Below are 20,987 nucleotides of genomic sequence, written 5' to 3' on the forward strand. Positions count from 1 at the left end.
TTCCGAGTTGATCTGATTGCAAAAGAAGCAATTTGGCCGCGGGAAATCGCTCTCATGCTTCGCTGCCCAAGCCAGGGCGAGGCTCATTTGATTTGAGCAACTGCCTGATCGCGAGGAAACTAACCGCAGTTGCCGTTGCGAGCACTATTACGACGATCGCGTTCACAGATGGCGCGAAACCAAGGCGCATCATCGCCCAAAGTCTCATTGGGAAAGTCGGCTCGCCGCCGGAGATCAGAATGGTCACAAGCGTTTCGTCGAAGGACAGCGCGAAACATAGTATGAACGCGGCCGCAATGGCGCTTTTAAGGTTGGGTAGAACAACCATGTAAAAGGCTTGAAAATGCGATGCGCCCAGATCTAGTGCCGCCTCGGTCAGCGATGCGCTCAACTCGGTCAGACGGACGACAATGAGCCGATGAGCGATTGCCAGCAACAGGATGACGTGGCCGATTACCACGGTTAGCAAAGACCGATCAATCCCGATGTCTCGGAAGAAAATCAACAGCGCCAACCCGGTGATCATTGGCGGCATTACGAAGGGGACGAAGATCAGAAACTGCAGAACCGAGCGATCGAGGCTCTTGCCCGACGCGTAGTACAGGCTGGTGAGAATGCCGATGATGACGGCTAGGCTGGATGCCGTAAAACCGACCAAAAGCGTGTTGCCGAGGGCGTGTGCCACAGATTTGTCGGAACCCAGCGAGAAGAATGACTCCAATGAGGGTTCGGACAAAATGATCGAGCCGGCATTGGTCTCGAAAAACGCGCCAGCGATAGTCACGGCTATCGGTCCATATATAACCGCCATGACGAGGGCAGCCAGACCGATGAGCAAGACCCAGGTGATTACGGGGGTTTTCATCGCTTTGCCCGCCTTGGGGAGAAAAGGGCCGGGACCGCAAGCGCAGCGAGCACAAGGACCATCAGCACGATCGCCAGTGCAGAACCGAAAGGCCAGTTGAAGGCTAGGCCAAACTGGCTGTACACGACCCGTCCAAGTGTGAAGCCGTTGGGACCGCCCACCATTTGCGGTGTAACGAAATCGCCGATCGAAAAAACGAATGCAAACGCAAATCCAACCGCCACGCCCGACATGCTGAGCGGGAGGACGACCCGTAAAAAAGTCTGGAGTCGAGTTGCTCCGAGATCGTAGGCTGCGCTGAGCAGGGAGTTCGGGATACGCTCCAATGCGATGTAGATCGGCAAAACCGCGAACGGCAGAAGGATGGAGACGAGAACCAGGAACACAGCGTTGAGATTGAACACGAATAGCGTCGTAGGCGTATCCGACAACCCGAGCGCCATTATCAGCTGATTAAGAAGTCCTTTTTGCCCCAGTATCGACCGCATTGCGTAGATTTTGATGACGTAGTTCAACAACAGGGGGATCACGACAAGGCACATTAACACATATCGTTTTCCGCCGCTCAGTATCGCGAGCAAGTAGGCAATCGGATAGCCGAAGAGCACGCAAACCAACGCTATCGATATGCAGAGAAACAATGTCGTCCAGATGACATCGAAGTAAAGCGGATCCGTGGCAATCCGGGTAAAGTTCTTGCCCGTAATGGTCATGACGATATCGGGGCCGTTCACCTCGCCAAGACTTAGATAGAGGAAGGACGCGAACGGTATCGCAACAAAAAAGATCGGAACGAAGAAGACGGCAAGCGTGAAGGCAAATCTGGCGAAAACAGCGCGTAACCGCGTTCTCGGTTGCGTGTCGATCGAGACGCTCATTGCTTTATCACCCAAGCCTCGCAGTCAGCCCAGGAAACGCCAACCTTAGCTCCCGGACGAATGCCTGCGCCGTTGACCCCGCTGAGACTTTTGGCCTCAATCGATACATTGGAGTCTCTGCATGAGCGGATCTTGAAAGCCGTCGTCGATCCGACAAACTCAATCTGCTCGACGTGTCCGCAGGCCGGACCGCCTGTGGCAGGGATTACCTTTATGGCTTCCGGCCGCACAGCCAGATTAACTGCATCGCCCTTACGAAAAGAATGTCCCGACGGTACCGCGACGCGGCATTGGCAAAAGGGCGTGTCCAGCAGAACGTCGGAATTCAGGGCATCCGCGACGACGCCAGGGATAAGATTATTGTCGCCGAAGAATTGGGCGACGTAGCGATCGGCCGGCCGGTAGTAGAGTTCCCTCGGCGTCGCCACCTGGCGGATGTGGCCATGGTCCATGACGACGATTCTGTCGGCCATCGTAATCGCCTCTTCCTGATCATGGGTAATGAACAGGAAGGACACACCGACTTCGCGTTGCAGTTCCTTCAGGAACCGCTGCATCTGATGTCGCAGCGATGCATCCAATGCCGCGAGTGGTTCGTCCAATAGTACAAGCCTAGGCTTGCAGACAATCGCGCGTGCGAGCGCTACCCGCTGGCACTGCCCGCCAGATAATTCCGATGGATATCGTGATCCCAAGCCGTCGAGTTCAACCAGACTGAGAACGCGATTTGTTTCGCGATCAATTTCCTTTCCTGGCACTCCGCCAACCTTCAGGCCAAATCCGATGTTTTTGGCGACGGTCATGTGTGGAAAGAGAGCGTAATCCTGAAAGACCGTATTGAAGGGTCTCCTGTTGATCGGGATGTCAGACAAGGGCTGGTTGCCATCTAGAAAAATTTCACCGTCCGTGGGACGCGTGAAGCCACCAATCATTCTGAGGATAGTGGTCTTACCTGAGCCGCTCGGCCCCAGGATGACGAGAAATTCGTTGCGCCCAACGCTCAGGTCGATCCTTTTCAGGACTTCGACGGCACCATAGCGCTTCGTCACTCCGCGCAATTCGACGAGGCTTTCACTCATGAAATCGATCCGCTGACCTTTAGGTTGAGGAGTGACGCGCAGGCGCCACTCCATATTCTCATTGCGCAGCCTTGATCTCGTTCCAAAGGTCACTGCGGCGGGTCGGATCTTCGACCGATTTGACCCAGAAGACCTTGTCGTTAGGGGAAAGTACCCCGGTATCGATAATTGTTGAGCCGAAGTGCATGCGGTCGACCATCGCTTGAGCGATCTTCTTATTGAGAATGAAGTTGATCCACTTGTGCGCAAGCTCGACCCGCTCCGGTGATGCGCCGGCGGTGATTGCCATGGCGTCCAGCCAGACTGGCGCACCCTCCTTTGGGAAGACGGGCTCAACATTCGCGCCGGCGTCCCGGATGGCCTTGATCATCTGCGGGCCATAGCCGGCGATCATTACAGCTACATCGTTGTTCTTGTACTGCTGCACGGCCTCGTCCGAGTATGAGTAGAACGATAGAAGCTGCCGCTTTAGCTCGATCAGTTTCTCTTTATATTTTTGCAGCTGCTCTTCCGAAAGCTTGTATGGATCCTTTGCTCCGTCCAAGATCGCAGCAATGGTGAAGTTGTATTCGTAAGAGTCGTGAGTCAGCACCTTTCCCTTGTACTTAGGGTCCCAAAGCACGCTCCAGGACGTCGGAGCCGGACTGACGAGGTCAGGGTTATAGGCCAGCAAGTAGGGGCCGTAGAGGAATGGGATCATGAATACCTTCTTGTCATGAACCACTCCCGGAACATTGCTTAGATCGCGGAACCTCCCCAGGAACGCAGCCTGGTTCGGCACCTTGTTCAAGTCGATGGGCGCGAGCAAATTCGCTTCGACGTAGCGCTGAAGCTGGCCCACATTGGTGCAGATGATGTCGGCATCCTGGCCGTTGGAGCCACGGACCTTTGCCCAAATCTCAGCGTCGTCTCCTACGAAGGTGACCTCAACCTTCGCGCCCGTCTCAGCTTCGAACTCCTTAATGTAGTCTGGGTCGGCATATCCCTCCCAGGTCATGATACGCAGCGTTTCGGCGGATGCAGGACCGGCCCACATCACCGCAGCCAACGCCATTATTAGCGTCGATTTGATCGCGGTTCGCAACATTTCTCTCTCTCCTCCACTGGGGCCGCCCTGCGTAAGCGCAGGACAGCACCGAGCAAGAGGTAACCTTATCGTTTGCAATGTGTCAATCGGTGTGTTTGTATTAGCAACGATTTCGGGCGGAGCATACGATGAGGGCGGCTTAGCGCCGAAGGAAAGTGGAGACGTGCATGAGCGTGAGGATTGCGATTATCGGCGCCGGATTGATTTCAAACTGGCATATTCCTGCCGTCCAGGCTGCGACAGGCGCTGAACTGGCCGGGATATGCGACAAGGTCCAGGAAAGGGCCCGCGCCGCCGCTGAGAAGTTTCGGATCAACAAGGTCTATGCCGATACCGACGAGGTTTTTGCGGACCCCAACGTCGATGCTGTCGTCATCTCCGTGCCCAATCGTTTTCATCACGATCTTGCGATCGCTGCGGCGCGAGCCGGAAAGCATATTCTGCTTGAAAAACCAGTGGCTCATGATCTTGACGCAGCGAAATCAGTTCTGGCTGCGTGCCGCAAAGCCGGCGTAAAAGTCGCGGTCGGGCATCAGGCCCGCTTCCTGGACGTAGCGGGAATTGCGCGGTCGCTTGTCGCCCAAGGCGTGATTGGCAAGGTGCACTCTTTTCGGAGTGTCTTTTCGGAAATCTGGGACGTTGTTTCCATCGATGATTACAGATGGAATCTTGCCTTGTCCGGTGGTGCGACGCTCATGGACTTGACGGTTCACCGCATGGATATCGTCCAATATCTTTTGGGCGGCGCCTACACATCTGTCGCAGCGAGCCTGCGTCACAAGGCAATGCCAAAACCGGTTGACGATAATGTTCACCTGATTGTCGATATGTCCAACGGCGCGACTGGCACTTTCACATCCGATCGGTTCACGCCTTCCTTCAATGACGTCACCGACTTTTATGGGACCGAAGGGTCACTGCATTTCACACTCGAGTCCGTAGGCGCTTTCAATACGTCGCCGCTGTCGGTTTACTCCAAAAAGCCCCTTGAAGAGTTGCCGCAATCGCTGGCTGAAATGGCGCGCATCCCCGCCCACTATCATAAGAAAAATGTTCAGCACGATGGCTGGTTTGTCCTGATGCCGGCCAACGCCGACCCTTACAACAGGCAGATGCAAGGGTTCGTCGACTTGATCTCCGGCGGCGTGCCCCAGATCGAGATGGCATCGCTGGAGGATGGCGTCCATCTGCTCGAAGTGGTTAAGGCGGCATACCTTGCCCAGAGAGAACGCAAGTGGGTCGATATCCCGCTTTCGAGCGACGCGCCCTGGACCATTGTCGACTTCGCTTAAACGCCGGCTTTTGGGCTTTGGCGGCCGATCTCATCCGTAAGACGACTAGAAAGACCGTTTGAACCATGTCCATGCAAGCAAGCTACTACTCGACAATGCTCTCCAGGCATCCGCTGAGGGAGGTTGCGGAGATGGTCAAGGCGGCCGGATACGGCGCGTTGGCTATCAACTGCGACGGTATCCCGTCGCCTGCGACGCCCCATATTACCCCGGAAAATTCGATCAGCGAGTCCGTCGCGCTCATCGATGGTGTACGCAAGGCCGGATTGTCGGTTCCTGCGCTCAGTACCAACTACTTCTTCTTCGCCCAAGATGCCGACGATGACGCGCGCGGCATTCGCTATGTCAAAGCCATGATCGATCGGGCTGCGGCAGCAGAGGTCGCGTATGTCCACCTTTGTTCGCCGTACTTACCCTCGTCAAAGGGCGACGACGTGTTTGCCGACTTTGTCGACATTCTGCGAACCATTCTTCTGCATGGCAAAGCCAAGGGCGTTGCTGTTGGTCTGGAGTCCCCCGCACCATTCCTTTACCCGCGGATCGCGGATTACCAACGGATCATCGACGCTCTGGGCGATCTCGATTTGATGGTGAACTACGACCCCAGCCATTTCGCTGCTCATGGAGAGGATCCTGTTGCCGCGGTTTGGGCCTTTGCCAATCGCATCCGGCATGTACACATGAAGGACGCGGCGGGTCTTTATCCGAACTTTACCTTTCCGCCCCTCGGCAAAGGCGTGGTCGATTTCGAGGCGGTTTTGAGCGCGTTGAAGGCTGTCGGATATGACGGTTCGCTCACCGTCGAATACGAGGCCAATGAATTCGGCTGGAATATCGGAGAAGCCGAAGTGCTCGCTTCAAGTCGGGCATTTCTAAGCGGCCTCGGCATTTCGGAAAGCACGCAAAAGAAGCCCTGACCCAGAAGCCGCTCAAGCGAGGCGCTTTATCCTCGCCCTTACCTTTGCCGGTTGCGTGGCTCGGTATCACCTATGACGGCGGGGAGGAAACATGGCACGGAGATTTACCGCATCTCACTGGGGCAACTACGCTCTAACCGATGGCGACAGACCGGAATTGGTGCCCGATCCGTCTGATCCACAGCCATCCCGCATTGGGCGGGGGTGGGTCAGTGCGGCGCGCGATCCAGCCTTACGCATCGCGCGGCCTGCTATCCGCAAGGGCTGGCTCGAAGGAGACAACGGGGCTCGCCGTAACAATGACAGCTATATTGAAGTCAACTGGGATCGCGCAACCTACTTGGCTTCTTCTGAGCTAAGGCGCGTTATCAATCGGTATGGCAACGGGGCTATATTCGGCGGGTCATATGGATGGGCGAGCGCGGGTAGGTTCCATCACGCACAATCTCAGCTTAAGCGATTTCTGAACCTGATCGGCGGTTATACAACACACCGCAATACCTATTCACACGGAGCGGCCGAGGTAATACTGCCCCGCATAGTCGGGGTTTCCAATGAGGATTTTCTGGACGGTGCGACCAGCTGGCCGCTCATCCTCGAAAATTGCACCCTTCTCTTGGCCTTTGGTGGCATTTCTCCGAGAACCGCGCAGATCGAGCCAGGTGGAACGTCCCAACATGAAGTGGCTTCGCAACTGAATGCAATCGCCCAACGCGGCATAAAAGCGATAAACATTTCGCCCATTCAGGGCGATCTGGCTGCAGTCTCGAATGCCCGTTGGATGCGGATACGTCCAGGTACGGATACAGCGCTGATGCTGGCGCTGGCATTCGAGCTCCATGCCAATGGCTGGCACGACGCCGGATTTCTGGATCGCTACACAAGTGGGTGGCCGAAGTTCAAAGCCTATCTAACCGGTGACGTCGACGGGCTGCCGAAAACATCCGACTGGGCCGCGCATATTTGCGGAATATCGGCGCAAGAGATCCGCGATCTTGCGGCTGAGATGGCGCGAGAGCGGGTCATGATCTCAGTGTCTTTTGGCGTTCAGAGGGGGGACCATGGGGAGCAACCGGTATGGGCGGGTATGGCTCTAGCCGCGATGCTGGGTCAGGTGGGGCGGCCGGGCACCGGGTTTGGATTCGGCTATGGCTCGCTGACCGCGGTGGGCCGGCCGCAGCGCATCGTACGATGGCCGTCTTTTCCGCAAGGGTCGAATCCGGTCCGAGACTTTATTCCGGTGGCCCGCATAACCGACATGTTTCTCAATCCCGGAGCGCCCTATCAATATGATGGAGGAACGCGGACTTATCCCGATATTCGGCTCGTATATTGGGCGGGCGGGAACCCGTTTCACCACCAGCAGGATCTGAATCGGCTCAGCGAGGCCTGGACGCAACCGGAGACCGTGATCGTCAATGAACATTCATGGACTGCGACCGCGCGGCGGGCCGATATCGTGCTCCCCTGTACGACACCGCTGGAGCGCGAAGACATGATGGTCAACAGGCGAGATTCATCGCTCGTCTACATGAGCCGTGTGTTCGAGCCGTTTGCCGAAGCGCGCGACGATCACGCAATCTTCCGCGACCTGGCAAATCAAATGGATGTCGGCCCGGATTTTCATGAGAACCGCGACACGGAAGCATGGCTCAGGTGGATGTGGAACCGGTGCCGCGAGGTGGCCGAGAGAGAAGGCTTCGCTCTTCCATTTTTCGACCAGTTCCGAGAGATCGGCAAATTCGATATCCCCCTCGAAAACGAGCCAAGGACTTCACTCGGAGAGTTTGTGCGTGATCCTGAAGGGAAACCACTGCAGACGGAGAGCGGCAAGATAACCCTTTATAATGAGGCGATCGCGCACATGAACGCCGAAGATTGCCCGGGCCACCCAGCGTGGATGGAACCGGCGGAATGGCTCGGTAATGCGCAAGCAGGTCAATTGCACCTGATTTCGGGTCAACCGGACACTCGGTTGCACGGCCAGCTTGACAATGGAAGCGAAGCGCAAGCCACCAAGATTCACGGCAGGGAACCTTGCACGCTTCACCCGCAGACCGCCAAAAACCTGGGGGTCGAACATGGCGACATCGTCAGGCTTCACAACGGACGAGGCGCGTGTCTCGCAGGGGTGACGGTGAGCGAAGGCATTCATCCAGATTGCGTCTCACTTGCGACAGGCGCCTGGTTTGATCCGCAGTCTATATCAGGCGAGGTCCTCGAGGTGCATGGCAATCCCAATGTGCTCACCCTCGATAAAGGCACCTCGTCCTTAGCCCAGGGAACGATAGGCCACACCTGCTTGGTCTACGTTGAAAAATGGACGGCTGCTCTTCCAGAGCTCAGCGTAAATGTTTCTCCACACTTCTACCATTCCCAGGACATGGGCGAGTGACCCTGAAGCGTTGATTAGGCCTCTATCATGACAAGGGCAACGCGAGCTCGCTGGCGCAGGGCGCTTATCGCGCTGCCCGTCGAAATCAGTCTTGGGATTTGTCGTTTCGCTTTTTGCAACGCGGGTGGCGTCTGCCTCACGATGTTGATAGCGAATGTGTCGCCGCCCGCTACCTAGCAACGATTTTTTTTAGCCTTGTGTGTCAAAATCGTCGAACTGGCTAGCAAAATCCGCAAAACCAATTGACATATTTGAAACAAATGTGGCAAATTTCCAGGCACGGAACGATTGATTGGCCGGGTAGAGCCAACTGACTGCAAAGCAAACGAATGGGAGAAATCGATGAACAACTATCGTAATGACGTCTTGATGAAGGGGCTGTCGGAAGCAGCCCGCACCGGAAAAATCTCGCGCCGCTCATTCATGCATTACGCGATGGCTGCCGGGTTGACGGCTACCGTTGCAACCGGCGCGTGGACCCGCTCTGCCAGCGCGGAGCCGAAGCGGGGAGGCACGTTTCGCGTCGCATCGCACGACGGCAGCGCATCGGATTCACATGACCCGGGAGCATATTTGAATTTTTCGGTCTATCTGCTTGCCAACGCATACCGCTCCTACGTGACCGCAATCCAATCCGACTCGTCGTTGGGGCCTGACATCGCCAAGGAATGGCATGCGTCCCCTGATGCAACGGAATGGACTTTCCAACTTGACCCGCGTGCCGTTTTTCACAGCGGCAAAAAGGTGATGGCCGACGACGTCATCGCCTCGTTGAACCATCACCGTGGTGACAAATCCACGTCAGCGGCGAAGTCAATGCTCGCCGCCGTGAAGGACATAGTCAAAAACGACGATCATTCGATCACCATTAGAATGAATTCCGGCATGGCAGATTTGCCATGGTTGTTGACGGACGTTCATCTGGCAATTTGCCCTGCCAATCCGGATGGAACACTCAACTGGCAATCGGGTGACGGTTCCGGCCCCTACAAACTGGTCAGCGGCGATTTCGGCAGGAATTTCGAACTGCAACGCCATGACGGCTGGCATCTGGAGGGCGCCTATTTCGATGCCGTGTCGATCGTTGTCGTCAACGATCCGAGTGCCCGCCAGGCGGCGCTGATTTCAGGCGAAGTCGATGCTGTAACGCAACTCGAGCTGAAAACCCTGGCATTGCTGAAGCGGGATCCCAACATCAATGTCCACAATCTTCCGTCGGGATCGGCAATCACGATGCCGATGCATACGAACGTCGCACCGTTTGACAATGTCGACGTCCGAAACGCCTTGAAATATGCCATCAACCGCAAGGACCTCGTCGACAAGATCGAATTCGGTGCGGCTTCGATTGGCAATGATTTTCATCATTCTCCGGAGATGCCATATTACCCGAAGGATATTCCCCAGCGGGAATATGATCCCGATCAGGCGCGCTCATTGCTGAAGAAGGCCGGTGCCGAGGGGCTGAAAGTGAATCTCAGCACCGCGGACAGCGTGACATCCGGAGCCGTCGACATGGCTGTCCTGTTCGCCGAACATGCAAAGGCTGCGGGCATCGAGATAAACGTCGTTCGCGAGCCCAACGACGGATATTGGTCAGATGTCTGGCTCAAGAAGCCGTTCTGTGTTGCGCAATGGGGTGCGCGCCCCACGCCAGACGTCATGTACAGCACGGCCTATAAGGATGACGCCGCCTGGAATGAATCGAAATGGAACAACCCCCGTTTCAATGAACTTCTTCTGAAGGCGAGAGCTGAACTGGACAACAGCAGGCGTGCCGAAATGTACCATGAAATGGCGATGCTTTCGCGGGATCAGGGCGGAACCATTCTGCCCATGTTCCTGAATGTGGTGTTCGCGTCCAGATCGAATGTGGCGCATTCGGATCAGATGGCAGTCAACTGGACGTTCGATGGTGCCCGTGGCACCAGCCGTTGGTGGTTTGCCTGAAGCAATTCCGGAATTGCTTTCAAAACAAAGAGATGGAGCGGCTCTGCGTTTCTGTGGAACGCTGAGCCGCTCGATCATAAATAGCAGCACTCCTCCCCAACTTGGCGACAGACTTGTTCTGTCGCCAGTTTCTGATTTCGTAAAAACAAGTTTCCGAACGACCCCGTGTCTGATGGGTGTCGCCCAAGATGCGCAGCCGCTTTGACATAGCGGCGTGCATAAAAATAAAGACTGCGACGGGCCTCAAATCAGAGGAAATGCCGTCCTGGACAACCCGCCATCCACCAGCAGATTTTGACCGGTCATGTAGCCATTGGCGTCGCTTGCGAGCCATGCAACGATTTCGGCAATCTCTTCGGGTTTGCCGTAGCGGCCCAACGGGATGACTGCGGCGTCTTTGGCGATGCGTTCTTGCGAGAACCGCTTCGCAACGGTGTCTGTCAGAATATAGCCGGGCGCGACCGCGTTCACGAGAATCCCGTGTGGTGCGAGCTCCGCCGCCAGCGAAGCCGTCAGCCCATCCAAACCGAATTTTGAGGCGCAATAGGCAGCATCATTGCGCTGGGCACGCACGGACCAAAGCGATGTAATGTTTACGATCCGGCCCCAGCCGCGCTGTTTCATGTAAGGAACTGCCGCTCGAGACAGCGAGAAGGGCGCCTTCAGGTTGATGGTCATCAGCGCATCGAAATCGGCGTCGGCAAACTCATCCGTGGGGCCGCCAATGTTGATCCCCGCATTGTTCACAAGGATGTCGATCTGCAACGCCGAGATCGTATCGGCCAGCCGTGCCACGTCAGCGGGCAGGGTCAAGTCAGCGACCAGGGTCTCTGCGCCTTCGGGAGCACTTTCGCCGGATGATTCCGTCGTGCCGGTGACAATACATTCAATACCCGACTGTATCAGGCGTAGTGCAATCGCGCGTCCCATGCCGCGCGTGCCTGCGGTGACCAGTGCCTTCATGAGTTCTGCCTCTTGTCTCTGGCCTGCGCGAGGCCTCCGGTTTCCACCAATAGATCAATCCGCTAAGGCATTCGCGCACGGAGGCGGAGTGCGGCGCACGGCAAATAGCGTCCGCCACTTAACCGATGTTTGTGTATTTTGACAATCCCGTTGCCATATTGCCAAAAACATTATAGCGTTTTTTACGGATTGCCGACCCAGATACCTTGTCAGCGGTCATTAAAGGCACGAGCCGCTCGACCACTTTCCGGTGATCGCGACAAGAGGGCGACGGCAGGGCAAACCGGGCGGAACATCGGCCAGGAGACACTGGAGAGGCTATTGTCTGACATCCTATCCCTCATCATCAGGCGGCTGGGCTTGGGGTTGCTGACGATGTTGATCGTGTCGTTCCTGATATTTTTTGCCCTTGAGTTGCTTCCGGGAGATTTGGCGCACGCCGTTTTGGGCCAAATGGCGACCGACGAGACGGTAGCGGCCATGCGAAAGCAACTGGGTCTCGATGTTCCCGCCATCATTCGTTACTTTTATTGGCTGGAGGGCGCTGTGCACGGCGACTTCGGCACGTCGCTGATAAACAAAGCCGACGTTGGCCATGCGATTTTTGGCCGGCTTGCCAATTCGTTTTTCCTGGCTGGTTTCGCCGCGCTCTTTGCCATCCCGCTGGCAGTCTCGCTGGGTATTGCAGCGGCCCTGTTTCGGGACACGCTTTTCGACAAGGCCATCAATGTCGCATCGCTGACGGCCGTTTCCGTGCCTGAATTCCTGTTGGGGTATATCCTGGTTCTGTTTTTTGCGGTGTGGGCGCATGTGTTTCCCCCGATGGCGGACATCAAGGATCACACGGAGTTCGGCGAGCGCGTCTATCGCAGTTTCCTGCCGGCAATGACCCTTGTCCTGGTCGTCACGCCTCACATGATGCGCATGACACGCGCCGCGATCATCAACCTCCTTGCGAGCCCCTACATCGAGATGGCTCGCCTGAAGGGGACACCGCCGTGGCGGGTGATTGTCTGGCATGCGCTGCCAAACGCATTGGCCCCAATCATCAACGTGGTGACGCTTAACCTGGCATATCTGATCACGGGTGTAGTGCTGGTCGAGGTGGTCTTCGTCTATCCCGGGATCGGTCAACTGCTGGTCGATTCCGTCGCCAAACGGGATTTCCCGATCGTCCAGGCTTGTTGCCTGATCTTCGCGGCGACATTCATCGTGTTGAATATCGCCGCCGACGTCGGTTCGATCATGACAAATCCCCGCCTCAGGCACCCGAAATGAGTGACTTTGTATCTGGGGATTTCCTGGTGGAATTTATCGCCCTGATTTGTCTCGCGACAGGTTGGTACATTTACCGTGGAGAAAAAGGCAGGTGGTCGATCGCGGTGCTGCTTGCGGCAGCAACCGCGATAATCTGGTTTGCGGCTGGCAGGGGTGGGGTCCATACGCTTGCTGTCCTCGTCGTCCTGATGAGCGTAGCGATAACGGTCTGCCACGCCTTGCGATGGCTTCTCGTCAGGCTGGCACCGTCATCTCTTGCCCCAACATTTCGCTCGGCGCCTCTTACGGCCATGTTCGGTTTCATTGTGATCGGTGCTTGCCTTCTGATGGTTATTTTCGCGCCGCACATCGCACCGTTCAGCGAGTCCGAAGTCGTATCGGCGCCCTACGCGCCGACTGACGCAACCTATTGGCTGGGTACCGATCAACTCGGGCGCGACATGTTCTCACGCATGGTGTTTGGTGGGCGACACTCGATCCTTTTGTCTTTGATCGCGACCGTCGTGGCCTTCTCGCTGGGCATGTTTTCAGGCCTCTTCGCCGCTATCAGAGGCGGCATCATTGATCAGCTTTTAGGGCGTCTGGCCGATATCTTCATGTCGGTGCCCGCGCTGATCCTGGCGCTGTTGCTCCTGTCGATCCTGGGCACGAATCTGGTCGTCTTGGTTGGTGTGGTAGCGGCCATCTACGTCCCTCGGATCTTCCGGCTGACCCGCTCCGTTGCCGCCGGGGTGGTGGTAACCGACTTTGTCGAAGCCTCGCGTGTGAGAGGCGAGGGCGACTGGTACCTCATCCGAAGGGAAATTCTGCCAAACACGGCAGCGCCGCTGATCGCGGAGTTCGGACTGGAATTCTGCTATGTGTTCCTGCTCATCGCTGGACTGTCATTTCTTGGCCTGGGGATACAGCCGCCCATGGCTGACTGGGGTTCCATGGTGCGAGAAAACGCGGTGTTGATCTCATTTGGCGACATCACACCTTTGATCCCCGCGATGGCAATCGCGCTGCTGACGGTTGGGGTGAATTTCATCGTCGACTGGATGTTGAAAATCACCGCTGGACTGAAGGACAATTCGTGATGGAGATTGGCGACAAGCGGCTGCTCGAGATCCGGGGTCTGCGCATCGAAGCCGTGGCCGGCGATGCTATTTCCGAGATTGTCAAAGGCATCGACCTCGACCTCAATCGCGGCGAGGTGCTTGGGCTTATTGGTGAATCTGGTGCGGGAAAGTCCACGATCGGGCTCGCTGCGATGGGATTTGCCCGCGCCGGTACACGCATTTCCGGCGGCCGGATCCTGTTTGACGGACAGGACTTGCGGGCGGCGAGCGATGCACAATTGCGCGCCTTGCGCGGCGCACGAATTGCCTATGTCGCGCAATCAGCGGCCGCCAGCTTCAACCCGGCCCACACGATAATCGATCAGCATGTCGAAGCGCCCGTGTTGCACGGATACCAGTCCCGCTCCGCGGCGCAGGATGATGGGATCAAGCTTTATGCCAAGCTCCGTTTGCCGGAGCCGGACGTTATCGGATTCCGGTATCCGCATCAGTTGTCGGGTGGGCAATTGCAGCGCGCAATGACAGCCATGGCGATGGCCTGCCGTCCGGACCTCATAATATTCGACGAACCGACGACCGCGCTTGATGTCACCACGCAGGTCGAGGTCCTTTCCGCGATACGCGATGTCGTCGAACAGTTTCGCACCGCCGCCATCTACATCACCCATGATCTGGCGGTGGTCGCCCAGATGGCCGACCGGATCAAGGTTCTTTTGAAGGGCGAGGAGGTTGAAGAGGCGTCGACCGAGCAGATGCTGGCTCATCCCAAGGGGAGCTATACCAAGAAGCTCTGGGCCGTGCGGAGTTACGAACGGCCTGAAAAGTCGCGGGTCTCGGACACCGCTCAGCCGGAACTGTCGATACGCGGACTCGAGGCCGGCTATCATCACGGGCCAAAGGTTCTGCACAACGTCAGTTTCGATCTTCATCGCGGCATGACTGTCGCCGTGGTTGGAGAATCCGGTTCTGGCAAATCGACCACGGCGCGGGTGATCATGGGGTTGTTGCCAGCCGCCAGCGGTGAAATCCGACTCCGGGATGAAGCTCTGCCGCCGAGTTTTCGCGCGCGAAGCAAGGATCAGCTGCGCCGCATTCAAATGATCTATCAATCCGCCGAGACCGCACTTAATCCCAGAATGCGCGTCAGCGAGATCATCGGCAGGCCAGCGCAGTTTTACAGGAACCTAAAGGGCTCTGTCCTGCGCAACCGCGTCGAGGAACTGTTATCGCTGATCGAGCTTGACCCGGCAATATTCTATGATCGTCTCCCGTCGGAGTTGTCCGGCGGTCAAAAGCAACGCGTCGGGATTGCCCGCGCGTTGGCAGCCGACCCCGACATCGTCATCTGTGACGAGGTTACCAGTGCCCTTGATCAGATTGTGGCAGAGGGCATTTTACGACTGCTGGACCGGCTGCAAAGCGAGATCGGCCTCACCTACATGTTTGTCACGCATGACCTATCCACGGTCCGTGCGATCGCGGACGAAGTCGTGGTCATGCAGCGCGGATGCGTGGTGGACAGCGGCCGGAAGAGCAAGATCTTTGCGCCTCCGCACCACCCCTATACCGCCCAGTTGCTCGCATCCGAACCGAAAATGGACCCGCACTGGCTGGATGCGCACAAAAAGATCCAGACTTTGACAGATACATTTGCGAAGCCGACCGGTACTTTGAGCGCAACGAATTTTCGTTAGGCTCTTCCTCGTTCGCGCGACTCAACATCCGTCTATTCGTTTGATGGCAAGGCATTTGTTAGAATTCCCAACGATTGGACCGGTTCTAGGTCCCGAACTTTCCAGCGTTCGATGAATGCAGACAAATCTGGCGTGGGCGAACTCGACCAAAAATGCTCGGCCCGGAGGAGGGCCGCATCCGAACCGAACGCACCCAAGCCATAGGCCGGGAAATTCAGGACCTGGGCCGAGACCCGAACACGCCCCTGGCATACGCGGATTTTGAAGTCCGGCTCCGGGCCCTACAGGAGCTCGGGTTCTATCCCGATAGGTGCCTGGACTCCATTGTGGCGTAGGCCATCAAAGCCTTGCGGCGGATCAGGCCCGAGACAGCCCTGCCCCTCCCTGAACTGCGTCTCCATGTCGAACGCCATCAACATCCACGCCGTTTACCTAGGTGAAGATGGACATCTTCCTGTGCGTTTCTGGACTTTCTGAGTGAGAAAGTCTCGATTTCTTGATCGCTGCTTTCGCCCTTTCGTCTCCGGGAGCGTTGGCAAGCGAGAACGAAGTGCGGTGGACCAGCTCAGCGCCGCCGCAACTTACCGTCGGTCGAGTGGTGCCGATCAAGCCGGAATGGATTTCTCAAATCCCCTGATTAGGAGACGATTCAAAACGAGGCGTACTCTGGCAAGATCAGAGTTCCCGGTTGGGTATCGAGCGGGATTATTCGTGGAGACGAATTGGCCCTTCATATCGCTACCATCAGCGAGTGTCGGTATCGGTGGTTGCGCCTCCGCGATTTGAACCTGCGGTTTTTTGCCAACAAGGCTGAACGGAGAGCAACCGATCAGGCTCGCGGATTTCCGAAAAGCACGCCTTGCTATCCCTTTCTGCGACCGATCGATTTGATGGCTTCTCTCATCTCCCGCATGTGCACATCTTGGGAGACATGGACCAAGATCATGATCTCGCCAGGATTGAAGGAGGCCACGCATCCTGCGGACTGCTATTTTCCGCAGGAGCACAGCCGAGCCGTAGCGAGCGCTACTCGCAATGGTTGTGAAATCCCGAAAACAGGCCTTGCTCCGAGCGCCTGACAGAGCGATTCTGCGCCTTGCACACGCACTCGCGCGCCAAGCGGCCCGCGAAGATCACGAGCGTGAACAGGCCGAGAAAACTCACCATGAATCGAACCGCGATCTACGCACGCTTCTCAACCGACCTCCAGAATGAGCGATCGATAGACGATCAACTCGCTTTATGCCGAGCGTACTCAGAACGTGAGGGGTTGAACGTTGTCGCAACGTTTGACGACCGAGCGCGCTCCGGCGGCTCCGTCATGGGCCGTGACGGTTTGCTTCACCTCATGGACAAAGCTCGTGAGCACGAATTTGATGTTCTCGTTGTGGAGGCCCTTGATCGGCTCTCGCGTGACATGGAAGACCTTGCCGGCATTCACAAACGCCTTTCGTTTCTTGGCATCGAAATTCGTGCCGTCCACGAGGGCGTGGTGAACACAGTCTTGGTCGGGCTTCGCGGTCTTGTTGGGCAACTCTATCGAGAGGACATTGCTCACAAAGTCCGTCGGGGCCAGGCCGGTCGAGTCGGCAAGGGGCTCCATGCCGGTGGATTGACCTACGGCTACTCCTACGTGCTAGGCGACCCTGGGAAGCGACTGATCGCTGGGAAGGAAGCGGACATCGTGCGTCGTATCTTCAGGGAGTATGTCGATGGACAGACCCCGCGTGATATCGCGCACAATCTAAATAGAGACCGCATACCGCCGCCTCGTGGTCGAGCCTGGAATGCCTCTACTATCAATGGAAATGCGCAGAGAGGGACGGGTCTGCTTCATAATGAGCTTTATGCTGGCCGCTTGATCTGGAACAGGGTCAGAATGATCAAGGATCCTGATACGGGGAAACGTGTCTCGCGTCCGAATCCCAAGGGTGAATGGCGAACAGTCGAAGTACCCGATCTTGCCATTGTTTCGTCCGACCTGTTCGACGCAGCACACGCGCGGAAGAAGGCGCGCGCAACCACCCATCCAAGCCACCAGCGCCGACCACGGCATATGTTGACCGGACTCCTGAGGTGCGGTGCCTGCGGTGCGGGAATGTCGTCAAAAGGCATGGACAAGTCCAAGCGCATTCGCATCCGCTGTTCGGCCGCGACAGAAAGCGGAACATGCGCTGATCCTAAAACCTTTTATTTGGATACGGTCGAAACTGCAGTTCTGAACGGGCTTGCCGCCGAGTTGCGCCATCCTGAAGTGATTGCCCGGTACGTGCAGACGTACCACGAAGAACGGAAGCGCTTGGCAGCCGATACCGATGCCAGGCGCACTCGTTTGGAGCGACGGCTTGGAGAACTATCTCGGGAGATCGAGCGGCTGGTCAACGCCATTGCCAAGGGTCACGGCGACCCAGCCGTACTGGGACCGCAATCAACAACGCTGAATGAAGAGCGTAAGGGCATTTTGGCCGAGTTGGATCGGGTGCCCGCCGCGACCGGAGTGATCGCGCTGCATCCTGCGGTGCTGGCACGCTACGAGGAACAACTGAACCAACTTCAGACAGGACTTGCCAAGGGCATTGCTGCTGGCGACTCCGAATGTGCCGAGGCGATGCGGGACTTGGTCGAAACCGTCACGGTGTTTCGAGATCCATCGAGGATCGGCGGGGTCGAAGTCGAAATCGCTGGGCGGCTAACGGCACTCTTGGGCGAGGGTGCCTTCCCCCACGGCGTCAAAGGAGTGGGGGGAATGGTGGTAGCGGGAGAGGGACTTGAACCCCCGACCCCAGGATTATGATTCCCGTGCTCTAACCAACTGAGCTACCCCGCCAGGGCGGCGAAAAGCCCGAAATCCGCCTCAAATCGAAAGGCATGTCCGGGCGTTCGCCAAGGTCGCGCGGATATAAGGTTGGGAGGGTGAGCCTGTCAAGCTTCGAAGCAACCGCCGCGCCGGCTTATTGTCGCCGCCGAAAAGCTTTGCCGCGCAGACATTTGAGCGCGGCTGCCGGGGTTGAGTTCGAGGGGACACGTCGCTATGTCTCGGCCACGACTTCTTAGAGTTTGAAAAACAGATGAAACCGCGCATTGCAGTCCTCGGTTGCGGATACTGGGGCAGCAACCACATCCGCACCCTGAAGGCGCTTGGCGCGCTGCACGCGGTCTCCGACCTCAACCGTGCCCGCGCCGAAGGTTTCGCCAGTGAGCAGGACTGTCTGGCGATCGAGCCCGACCAGCTGTTCGTCCGTGACGACATCGACGCCATCGTCATGGCGCTGCCGCCGCAGTTCCATGCCGATCTTGCCGTGCGCGCCGTCGAGGGCGGCAAGGATGTGCTGGTGGAAAAGCCGATCGCGCTGACGGTGGCGGACGCCGAGCGCGCGGTGCAAGCCGCCAAGGACAATGGCCGCGTCTTCATGGTCGGCCATGTCTTGCGTTTCCATCCCGCCTTCGAGACCCTCAAAGGGTTGATCGACAATGGCGAACTCGGCGAAGTCCGCTATATCCACTCCCACCGGCTCGGCCTTGGCAAGTTCCACACCGAGAATGATGCATTGTGGGACTTGGCGCCGCACGATTTGTCGATGATCCTGGCCATCACCGGCACGGAGCCAATCGAGGTGCGCGGCGAGGGCGCCGCCCTGCTCGACAATCTCAGCGACTTCGCGCACCTGCACATGCGCTTTCCCAACGGCCTGCGCAGCCATCTCTTCGCCTCGCGGCTCAATCCCTATCGCGAACGGCGGCTGACCGTTGTCGGCACCAAGGCGATGGCGGTGTTCGACGATGTCGAGCCATGGGAACGCAAGCTTGCCGTCTATCGCCACGCGGTGTGGCAGGACAGCGGCCAATGGGCCTTCACCACCAACGAGCCGTCCTATGTCGCGGTGGCGCAAGGCATGCCGCTGACGCGCGAGCTGGAGCATTTCATCCAATGCATCGAGACGCGGGCCGAGCCGCGCACCAGCGGCGAGGAAGCGATCAGGGTGCTGCGCATCCTGACGGCCGGCACCGTCACGCACACCAAATCCTGAGCGAGCGCCTGGAAATACTATTCTGGCGGCCAGAGCGAATTTCGAAACGGTCGCTGAGAGGATAGCGTTTTATTCGGCGGGAATCTGCGCCGGCCTGGCGGCAAGCCGGGTCAGCATGGCCTCGGCCTCGGCGCCACGCTCGGAACGCTCGATGAAACCGCCGCCGAACACGCGCGCCTCGTTGCCGTCATCGGAATAGAGCACGCAGGCCTGTCCGGGCGCGATGCCGGACTCACCATCGACCAGTTCCACCCATGTCGCGCCATTGCGGTGATGCAACACGGCCGGGCGGGGCGGGCGCGTCGAGCGGACCTTGGCGAACAGCTCCAGGCCGGCGGCAGGAACATCGGCCAGCGGCCCGTCGCCCAGCCAGTTCATGTTGCGCAGATAGATCTTGTGCGTCTCCAGCGCCTCGCGCGGGCCGACGACGACACGGGCGCGGTCGGCATCGAGATGGACGACATAGAGCGGCTCGCCCGAAGCGATGCCGATGCCACGGCGCTGGCCGATCGTGTAGCGCAGGATGCCCTCGTGGCGGCCGAGCACGCGGCCGTCGATATGGACGATGTCGCCGAGGATTGGCCGCCGCCGGCTTCAGCTTGGCGATGATGTCGGAATATTTGCCTTGCGGCACGAAACAGATGTCCTGGCTGTCCTGCTTGGCGGCGACCGTCAGTCCCATTTCCTCGGCGATGGCACGAACCTGCGGCTTCGACAGGCCGCCGAGCGGAAAGCGCAGATAGTCGATCTGCGCCTGCGTGGTGGCGAACAGGAAATAGCTTTGGTCGCGGTCGGCGTCGACCGGCCGGTAGAGCGCGCGGTGGGCGCCATTGGCGCCGGAACGGATATAGTGGCCGGTGGCCAGCGCTTCTGCGCCAAGCTCCTTGGCGGTGGCCAGAAGATCGGCGAACTTCACCGTCTGGTTGCAGGAAACGCAAGGGATAGGCGTCTCGCCGGCGACGTAGCTTTCGGCGAAGGGATCGATGACCGCCTTGCGAAAGCGTTCCTCGTAGTCGAGCACATAGTGGGGAATGCCGAGCGTCTCGGAGACGCGGCGGGCATCATCGATGTCCTGCCCGGCGCAGCATGAGCCGGCCCGGTGTGTCGCCGCGCCATGGTCGTAGAGCTGCAAGGTGACGCCGACGACATCATAGCCCTCGCGCTTCAGCAGGCCAGCGACGACCGATGAATCGACGCCGCCCGACATGGCGACGACGATACGGGTGTTTTCGGGACGTCCGGGAAGATCGAGGCTGTTCATGGTTCTTTCATTCCGCCCGGCGCTGAATGCCAGTGGCTGGAATATAGGTCAAGCACCACGGCTGCGCCAGCTTTGAGGGCCTGCCGATTTTGTGTCCGAATCCGAACCAGCCGCGAGGTGTTTAAAATGCTGACCAAAAGACTAACGCGGCGTTCATGATCCTTACCTAGTCATTAGGGTCTGCTTAGGCAAATTTTAAAGCTGTGGCGGTAACGTGGCGGGGATTGGGTCTTTGAGTT

Annotated in this window: 14 protein-coding genes, 1 tRNA gene and 1 pseudogene; 9 read left to right on the plus strand and 7 right to left on the minus strand. The window is 57.7% G+C overall.

Features of this window, described 5'->3' with window-relative positions:
- Positions 1 to 52: 52 nt before the first annotated feature.
- The 4 genes from AC56QQ_RS09845 to AC56QQ_RS09860 are packed head-to-tail and all read right to left on the minus strand — an operon-like array spanning position 53 to position 3,909.
- Complete coding sequence (locus AC56QQ_RS09845) at positions 53 to 865, minus strand: ABC transporter permease (RefSeq protein ID WP_489862924.1); 813 nt, start codon at positions 863 to 865, stop codon at positions 53 to 55.
- Positions 862 to 1,743: an ABC transporter permease gene (locus tag AC56QQ_RS09850; RefSeq protein ID WP_489862923.1), complete on the minus strand. Its 882-nt coding sequence runs from the start codon at positions 1,741 to 1,743 to the stop codon at positions 862 to 864. The genes AC56QQ_RS09845 and AC56QQ_RS09850 overlap by 4 nt, the downstream gene beginning before the upstream one ends.
- Positions 1,740 to 2,822, minus strand: coding sequence for an ABC transporter ATP-binding protein (locus AC56QQ_RS09855; protein ID WP_489862922.1), 1,083 nt, complete (start codon positions 2,820 to 2,822; stop codon positions 1,740 to 1,742). Before AC56QQ_RS09855 ends, AC56QQ_RS09850 begins: the two co-directional genes overlap by 4 nt.
- 58 nt (positions 2,823 to 2,880) lie before the next feature.
- Positions 2,881 to 3,909, minus strand: coding sequence for an ABC transporter substrate-binding protein (locus AC56QQ_RS09860; protein ID WP_489862921.1), 1,029 nt, complete (start codon positions 3,907 to 3,909; stop codon positions 2,881 to 2,883).
- A 167-nt stretch (positions 3,910 to 4,076) separates the two neighbouring features.
- On the opposite strand from AC56QQ_RS09860, the gene AC56QQ_RS09865 reads away from it, so the two are divergent.
- From AC56QQ_RS09865 to AC56QQ_RS09880, 4 genes are all read left to right on the plus strand, one after another.
- On the plus strand, positions 4,077 to 5,201 hold the full coding sequence (locus AC56QQ_RS09865) for a Gfo/Idh/MocA family protein (protein WP_489862920.1): 1,125 nt from the start codon (positions 4,077 to 4,079) through the stop codon (positions 5,199 to 5,201).
- Positions 5,202 to 5,332: 131 nt separating this feature from the next.
- Positions 5,333 to 6,118 (plus strand): sugar phosphate isomerase/epimerase family protein, encoded by a 786-nt coding sequence (locus tag AC56QQ_RS09870; RefSeq protein ID WP_489862919.1) that lies wholly within the window; start codon positions 5,333 to 5,335, stop codon positions 6,116 to 6,118.
- 91 nt (positions 6,119 to 6,209) lie between these two features.
- Positions 6,210 to 8,513 carry a molybdopterin-dependent oxidoreductase gene (locus AC56QQ_RS09875; RefSeq protein ID WP_489862918.1) on the plus strand — a complete coding sequence of 768 codons (2,304 nt, stop codon included), beginning with the start codon at positions 6,210 to 6,212 and terminating at the stop codon, positions 8,511 to 8,513.
- Between the two features lie 342 nt (positions 8,514 to 8,855).
- Positions 8,856 to 10,463 carry an ABC transporter substrate-binding protein gene (locus AC56QQ_RS09880; RefSeq protein WP_489862917.1) on the plus strand — a complete coding sequence of 536 codons (1,608 nt, stop codon included), beginning with the start codon at positions 8,856 to 8,858 and terminating at the stop codon, positions 10,461 to 10,463.
- Between the two features lie 243 nt (positions 10,464 to 10,706).
- Here AC56QQ_RS09880 and AC56QQ_RS09885 read toward each other — a convergent pair whose 3' ends face one another.
- Positions 10,707 to 11,426: an SDR family NAD(P)-dependent oxidoreductase gene (locus AC56QQ_RS09885; protein ID WP_489862916.1), complete on the minus strand. Its 720-nt coding sequence runs from the start codon at positions 11,424 to 11,426 to the stop codon at positions 10,707 to 10,709.
- A 321-nt stretch (positions 11,427 to 11,747) separates the two neighbouring features.
- Between AC56QQ_RS09885 and AC56QQ_RS09890 the strand changes: the two genes are divergently transcribed.
- The 4 genes from AC56QQ_RS09890 to AC56QQ_RS09905 all read left to right on the plus strand — a co-directional run bounded on the left by AC56QQ_RS09890 (position 11,748) and on the right by AC56QQ_RS09905 (position 18,253).
- A complete protein-coding gene (locus tag AC56QQ_RS09890) occupies positions 11,748 to 12,704 on the plus strand; it encodes an ABC transporter permease (RefSeq protein WP_497100987.1) in 957 nt (318 codons plus the stop codon).
- Positions 12,701 to 13,783 carry an ABC transporter permease gene (locus tag AC56QQ_RS09895; RefSeq protein ID WP_489862915.1) on the plus strand — a complete coding sequence of 361 codons (1,083 nt, stop codon included), beginning with the start codon at positions 12,701 to 12,703 and terminating at the stop codon, positions 13,781 to 13,783. The genes AC56QQ_RS09890 and AC56QQ_RS09895 overlap by 4 nt, the downstream gene beginning before the upstream one ends.
- Positions 13,783 to 15,459, plus strand: coding sequence for an ABC transporter ATP-binding protein (locus AC56QQ_RS09900; protein WP_489862914.1), 1,677 nt, complete (start codon positions 13,783 to 13,785; stop codon positions 15,457 to 15,459). The genes AC56QQ_RS09895 and AC56QQ_RS09900 overlap by 1 nt, the downstream gene beginning before the upstream one ends.
- Positions 15,460 to 16,624: 1,165 nt before the next feature.
- Positions 16,625 to 18,253, plus strand: a complete 1,629-nt coding sequence (locus tag AC56QQ_RS09905) for a recombinase family protein (RefSeq protein ID WP_489863517.1) — start codon at positions 16,625 to 16,627, stop codon at positions 18,251 to 18,253.
- On the opposite strand, the gene AC56QQ_RS09910 is transcribed toward AC56QQ_RS09905, so the two are convergent.
- Positions 18,210 to 18,286: transfer RNA gene (locus AC56QQ_RS09910), tRNA-Met, on the minus strand. The genes AC56QQ_RS09905 and AC56QQ_RS09910 overlap by 44 nt on opposite strands.
- Before the next feature lie 241 nt (positions 18,287 to 18,527).
- Here AC56QQ_RS09910 and AC56QQ_RS09915 point away from each other — a divergent pair.
- Positions 18,528 to 19,487, plus strand: a complete 960-nt coding sequence (locus AC56QQ_RS09915) for a Gfo/Idh/MocA family protein (protein ID WP_256753189.1) — start codon at positions 18,528 to 18,530, stop codon at positions 19,485 to 19,487.
- 69 nt (positions 19,488 to 19,556) lie between these two features.
- On the opposite strand, the pseudogene mnmA reads toward AC56QQ_RS09915, so the two are convergent.
- Positions 19,557 to 20,748, minus strand: a pseudogene (mnmA, locus tag AC56QQ_RS09920) (tRNA 2-thiouridine(34) synthase MnmA).
- Positions 20,749 to 20,987 lie beyond the last annotated feature (239 nt).

This window comes from Mesorhizobium sp. RCAM 05099, assembly GCF_059683685.1.

Bases quoted from the DNA above. Each gene is read 5' to 3' on its own strand.
- AC56QQ_RS09865 (WP_489862920.1), top strand. From the start codon at position 4,077: ATGAGCGTGAGGATTGCGATTATCGGCGCCGGATTGATTTCAAACTGG.
- AC56QQ_RS09915 (WP_256753189.1), top strand. From the start codon at position 18,528: ATGAAACCGCGCATTGCAGTCCTCGGTTGCGGATACTGGGGCAGCAAC.
- AC56QQ_RS09905 (WP_489863517.1), top strand. From the start codon at position 16,625: ATGAATCGAACCGCGATCTACGCACGCTTCTCAACCGACCTCCAGAAT.
- AC56QQ_RS09900 (WP_489862914.1), top strand. From the start codon at position 13,783: ATGGAGATTGGCGACAAGCGGCTGCTCGAGATCCGGGGTCTGCGCATC.
- AC56QQ_RS09860 (WP_489862921.1), bottom strand. From the start codon at position 3,909: ATGTTGCGAACCGCGATCAAATCGACGCTAATAATGGCGTTGGCTGCG.
- AC56QQ_RS09895 (WP_489862915.1), top strand. From the start codon at position 12,701: ATGAGTGACTTTGTATCTGGGGATTTCCTGGTGGAATTTATCGCCCTG.
- AC56QQ_RS09875 (WP_489862918.1), top strand. From the start codon at position 6,210: ATGGCACGGAGATTTACCGCATCTCACTGGGGCAACTACGCTCTAACC.
- AC56QQ_RS09850 (WP_489862923.1), bottom strand. From the start codon at position 1,743: ATGAGCGTCTCGATCGACACGCAACCGAGAACGCGGTTACGCGCTGTT.
- AC56QQ_RS09845 (WP_489862924.1), bottom strand. From the start codon at position 865: ATGAAAACCCCCGTAATCACCTGGGTCTTGCTCATCGGTCTGGCTGCC.
- AC56QQ_RS09885 (WP_489862916.1), bottom strand. From the start codon at position 11,426: ATGAAGGCACTGGTCACCGCAGGCACGCGCGGCATGGGACGCGCGATT.
- AC56QQ_RS09870 (WP_489862919.1), top strand. From the start codon at position 5,333: ATGGTCAAGGCGGCCGGATACGGCGCGTTGGCTATCAACTGCGACGGT.
- AC56QQ_RS09880 (WP_489862917.1), top strand. From the start codon at position 8,856: ATGAACAACTATCGTAATGACGTCTTGATGAAGGGGCTGTCGGAAGCA.
- AC56QQ_RS09855 (WP_489862922.1), bottom strand. From the start codon at position 2,822: ATGAGTGAAAGCCTCGTCGAATTGCGCGGAGTGACGAAGCGCTATGGT.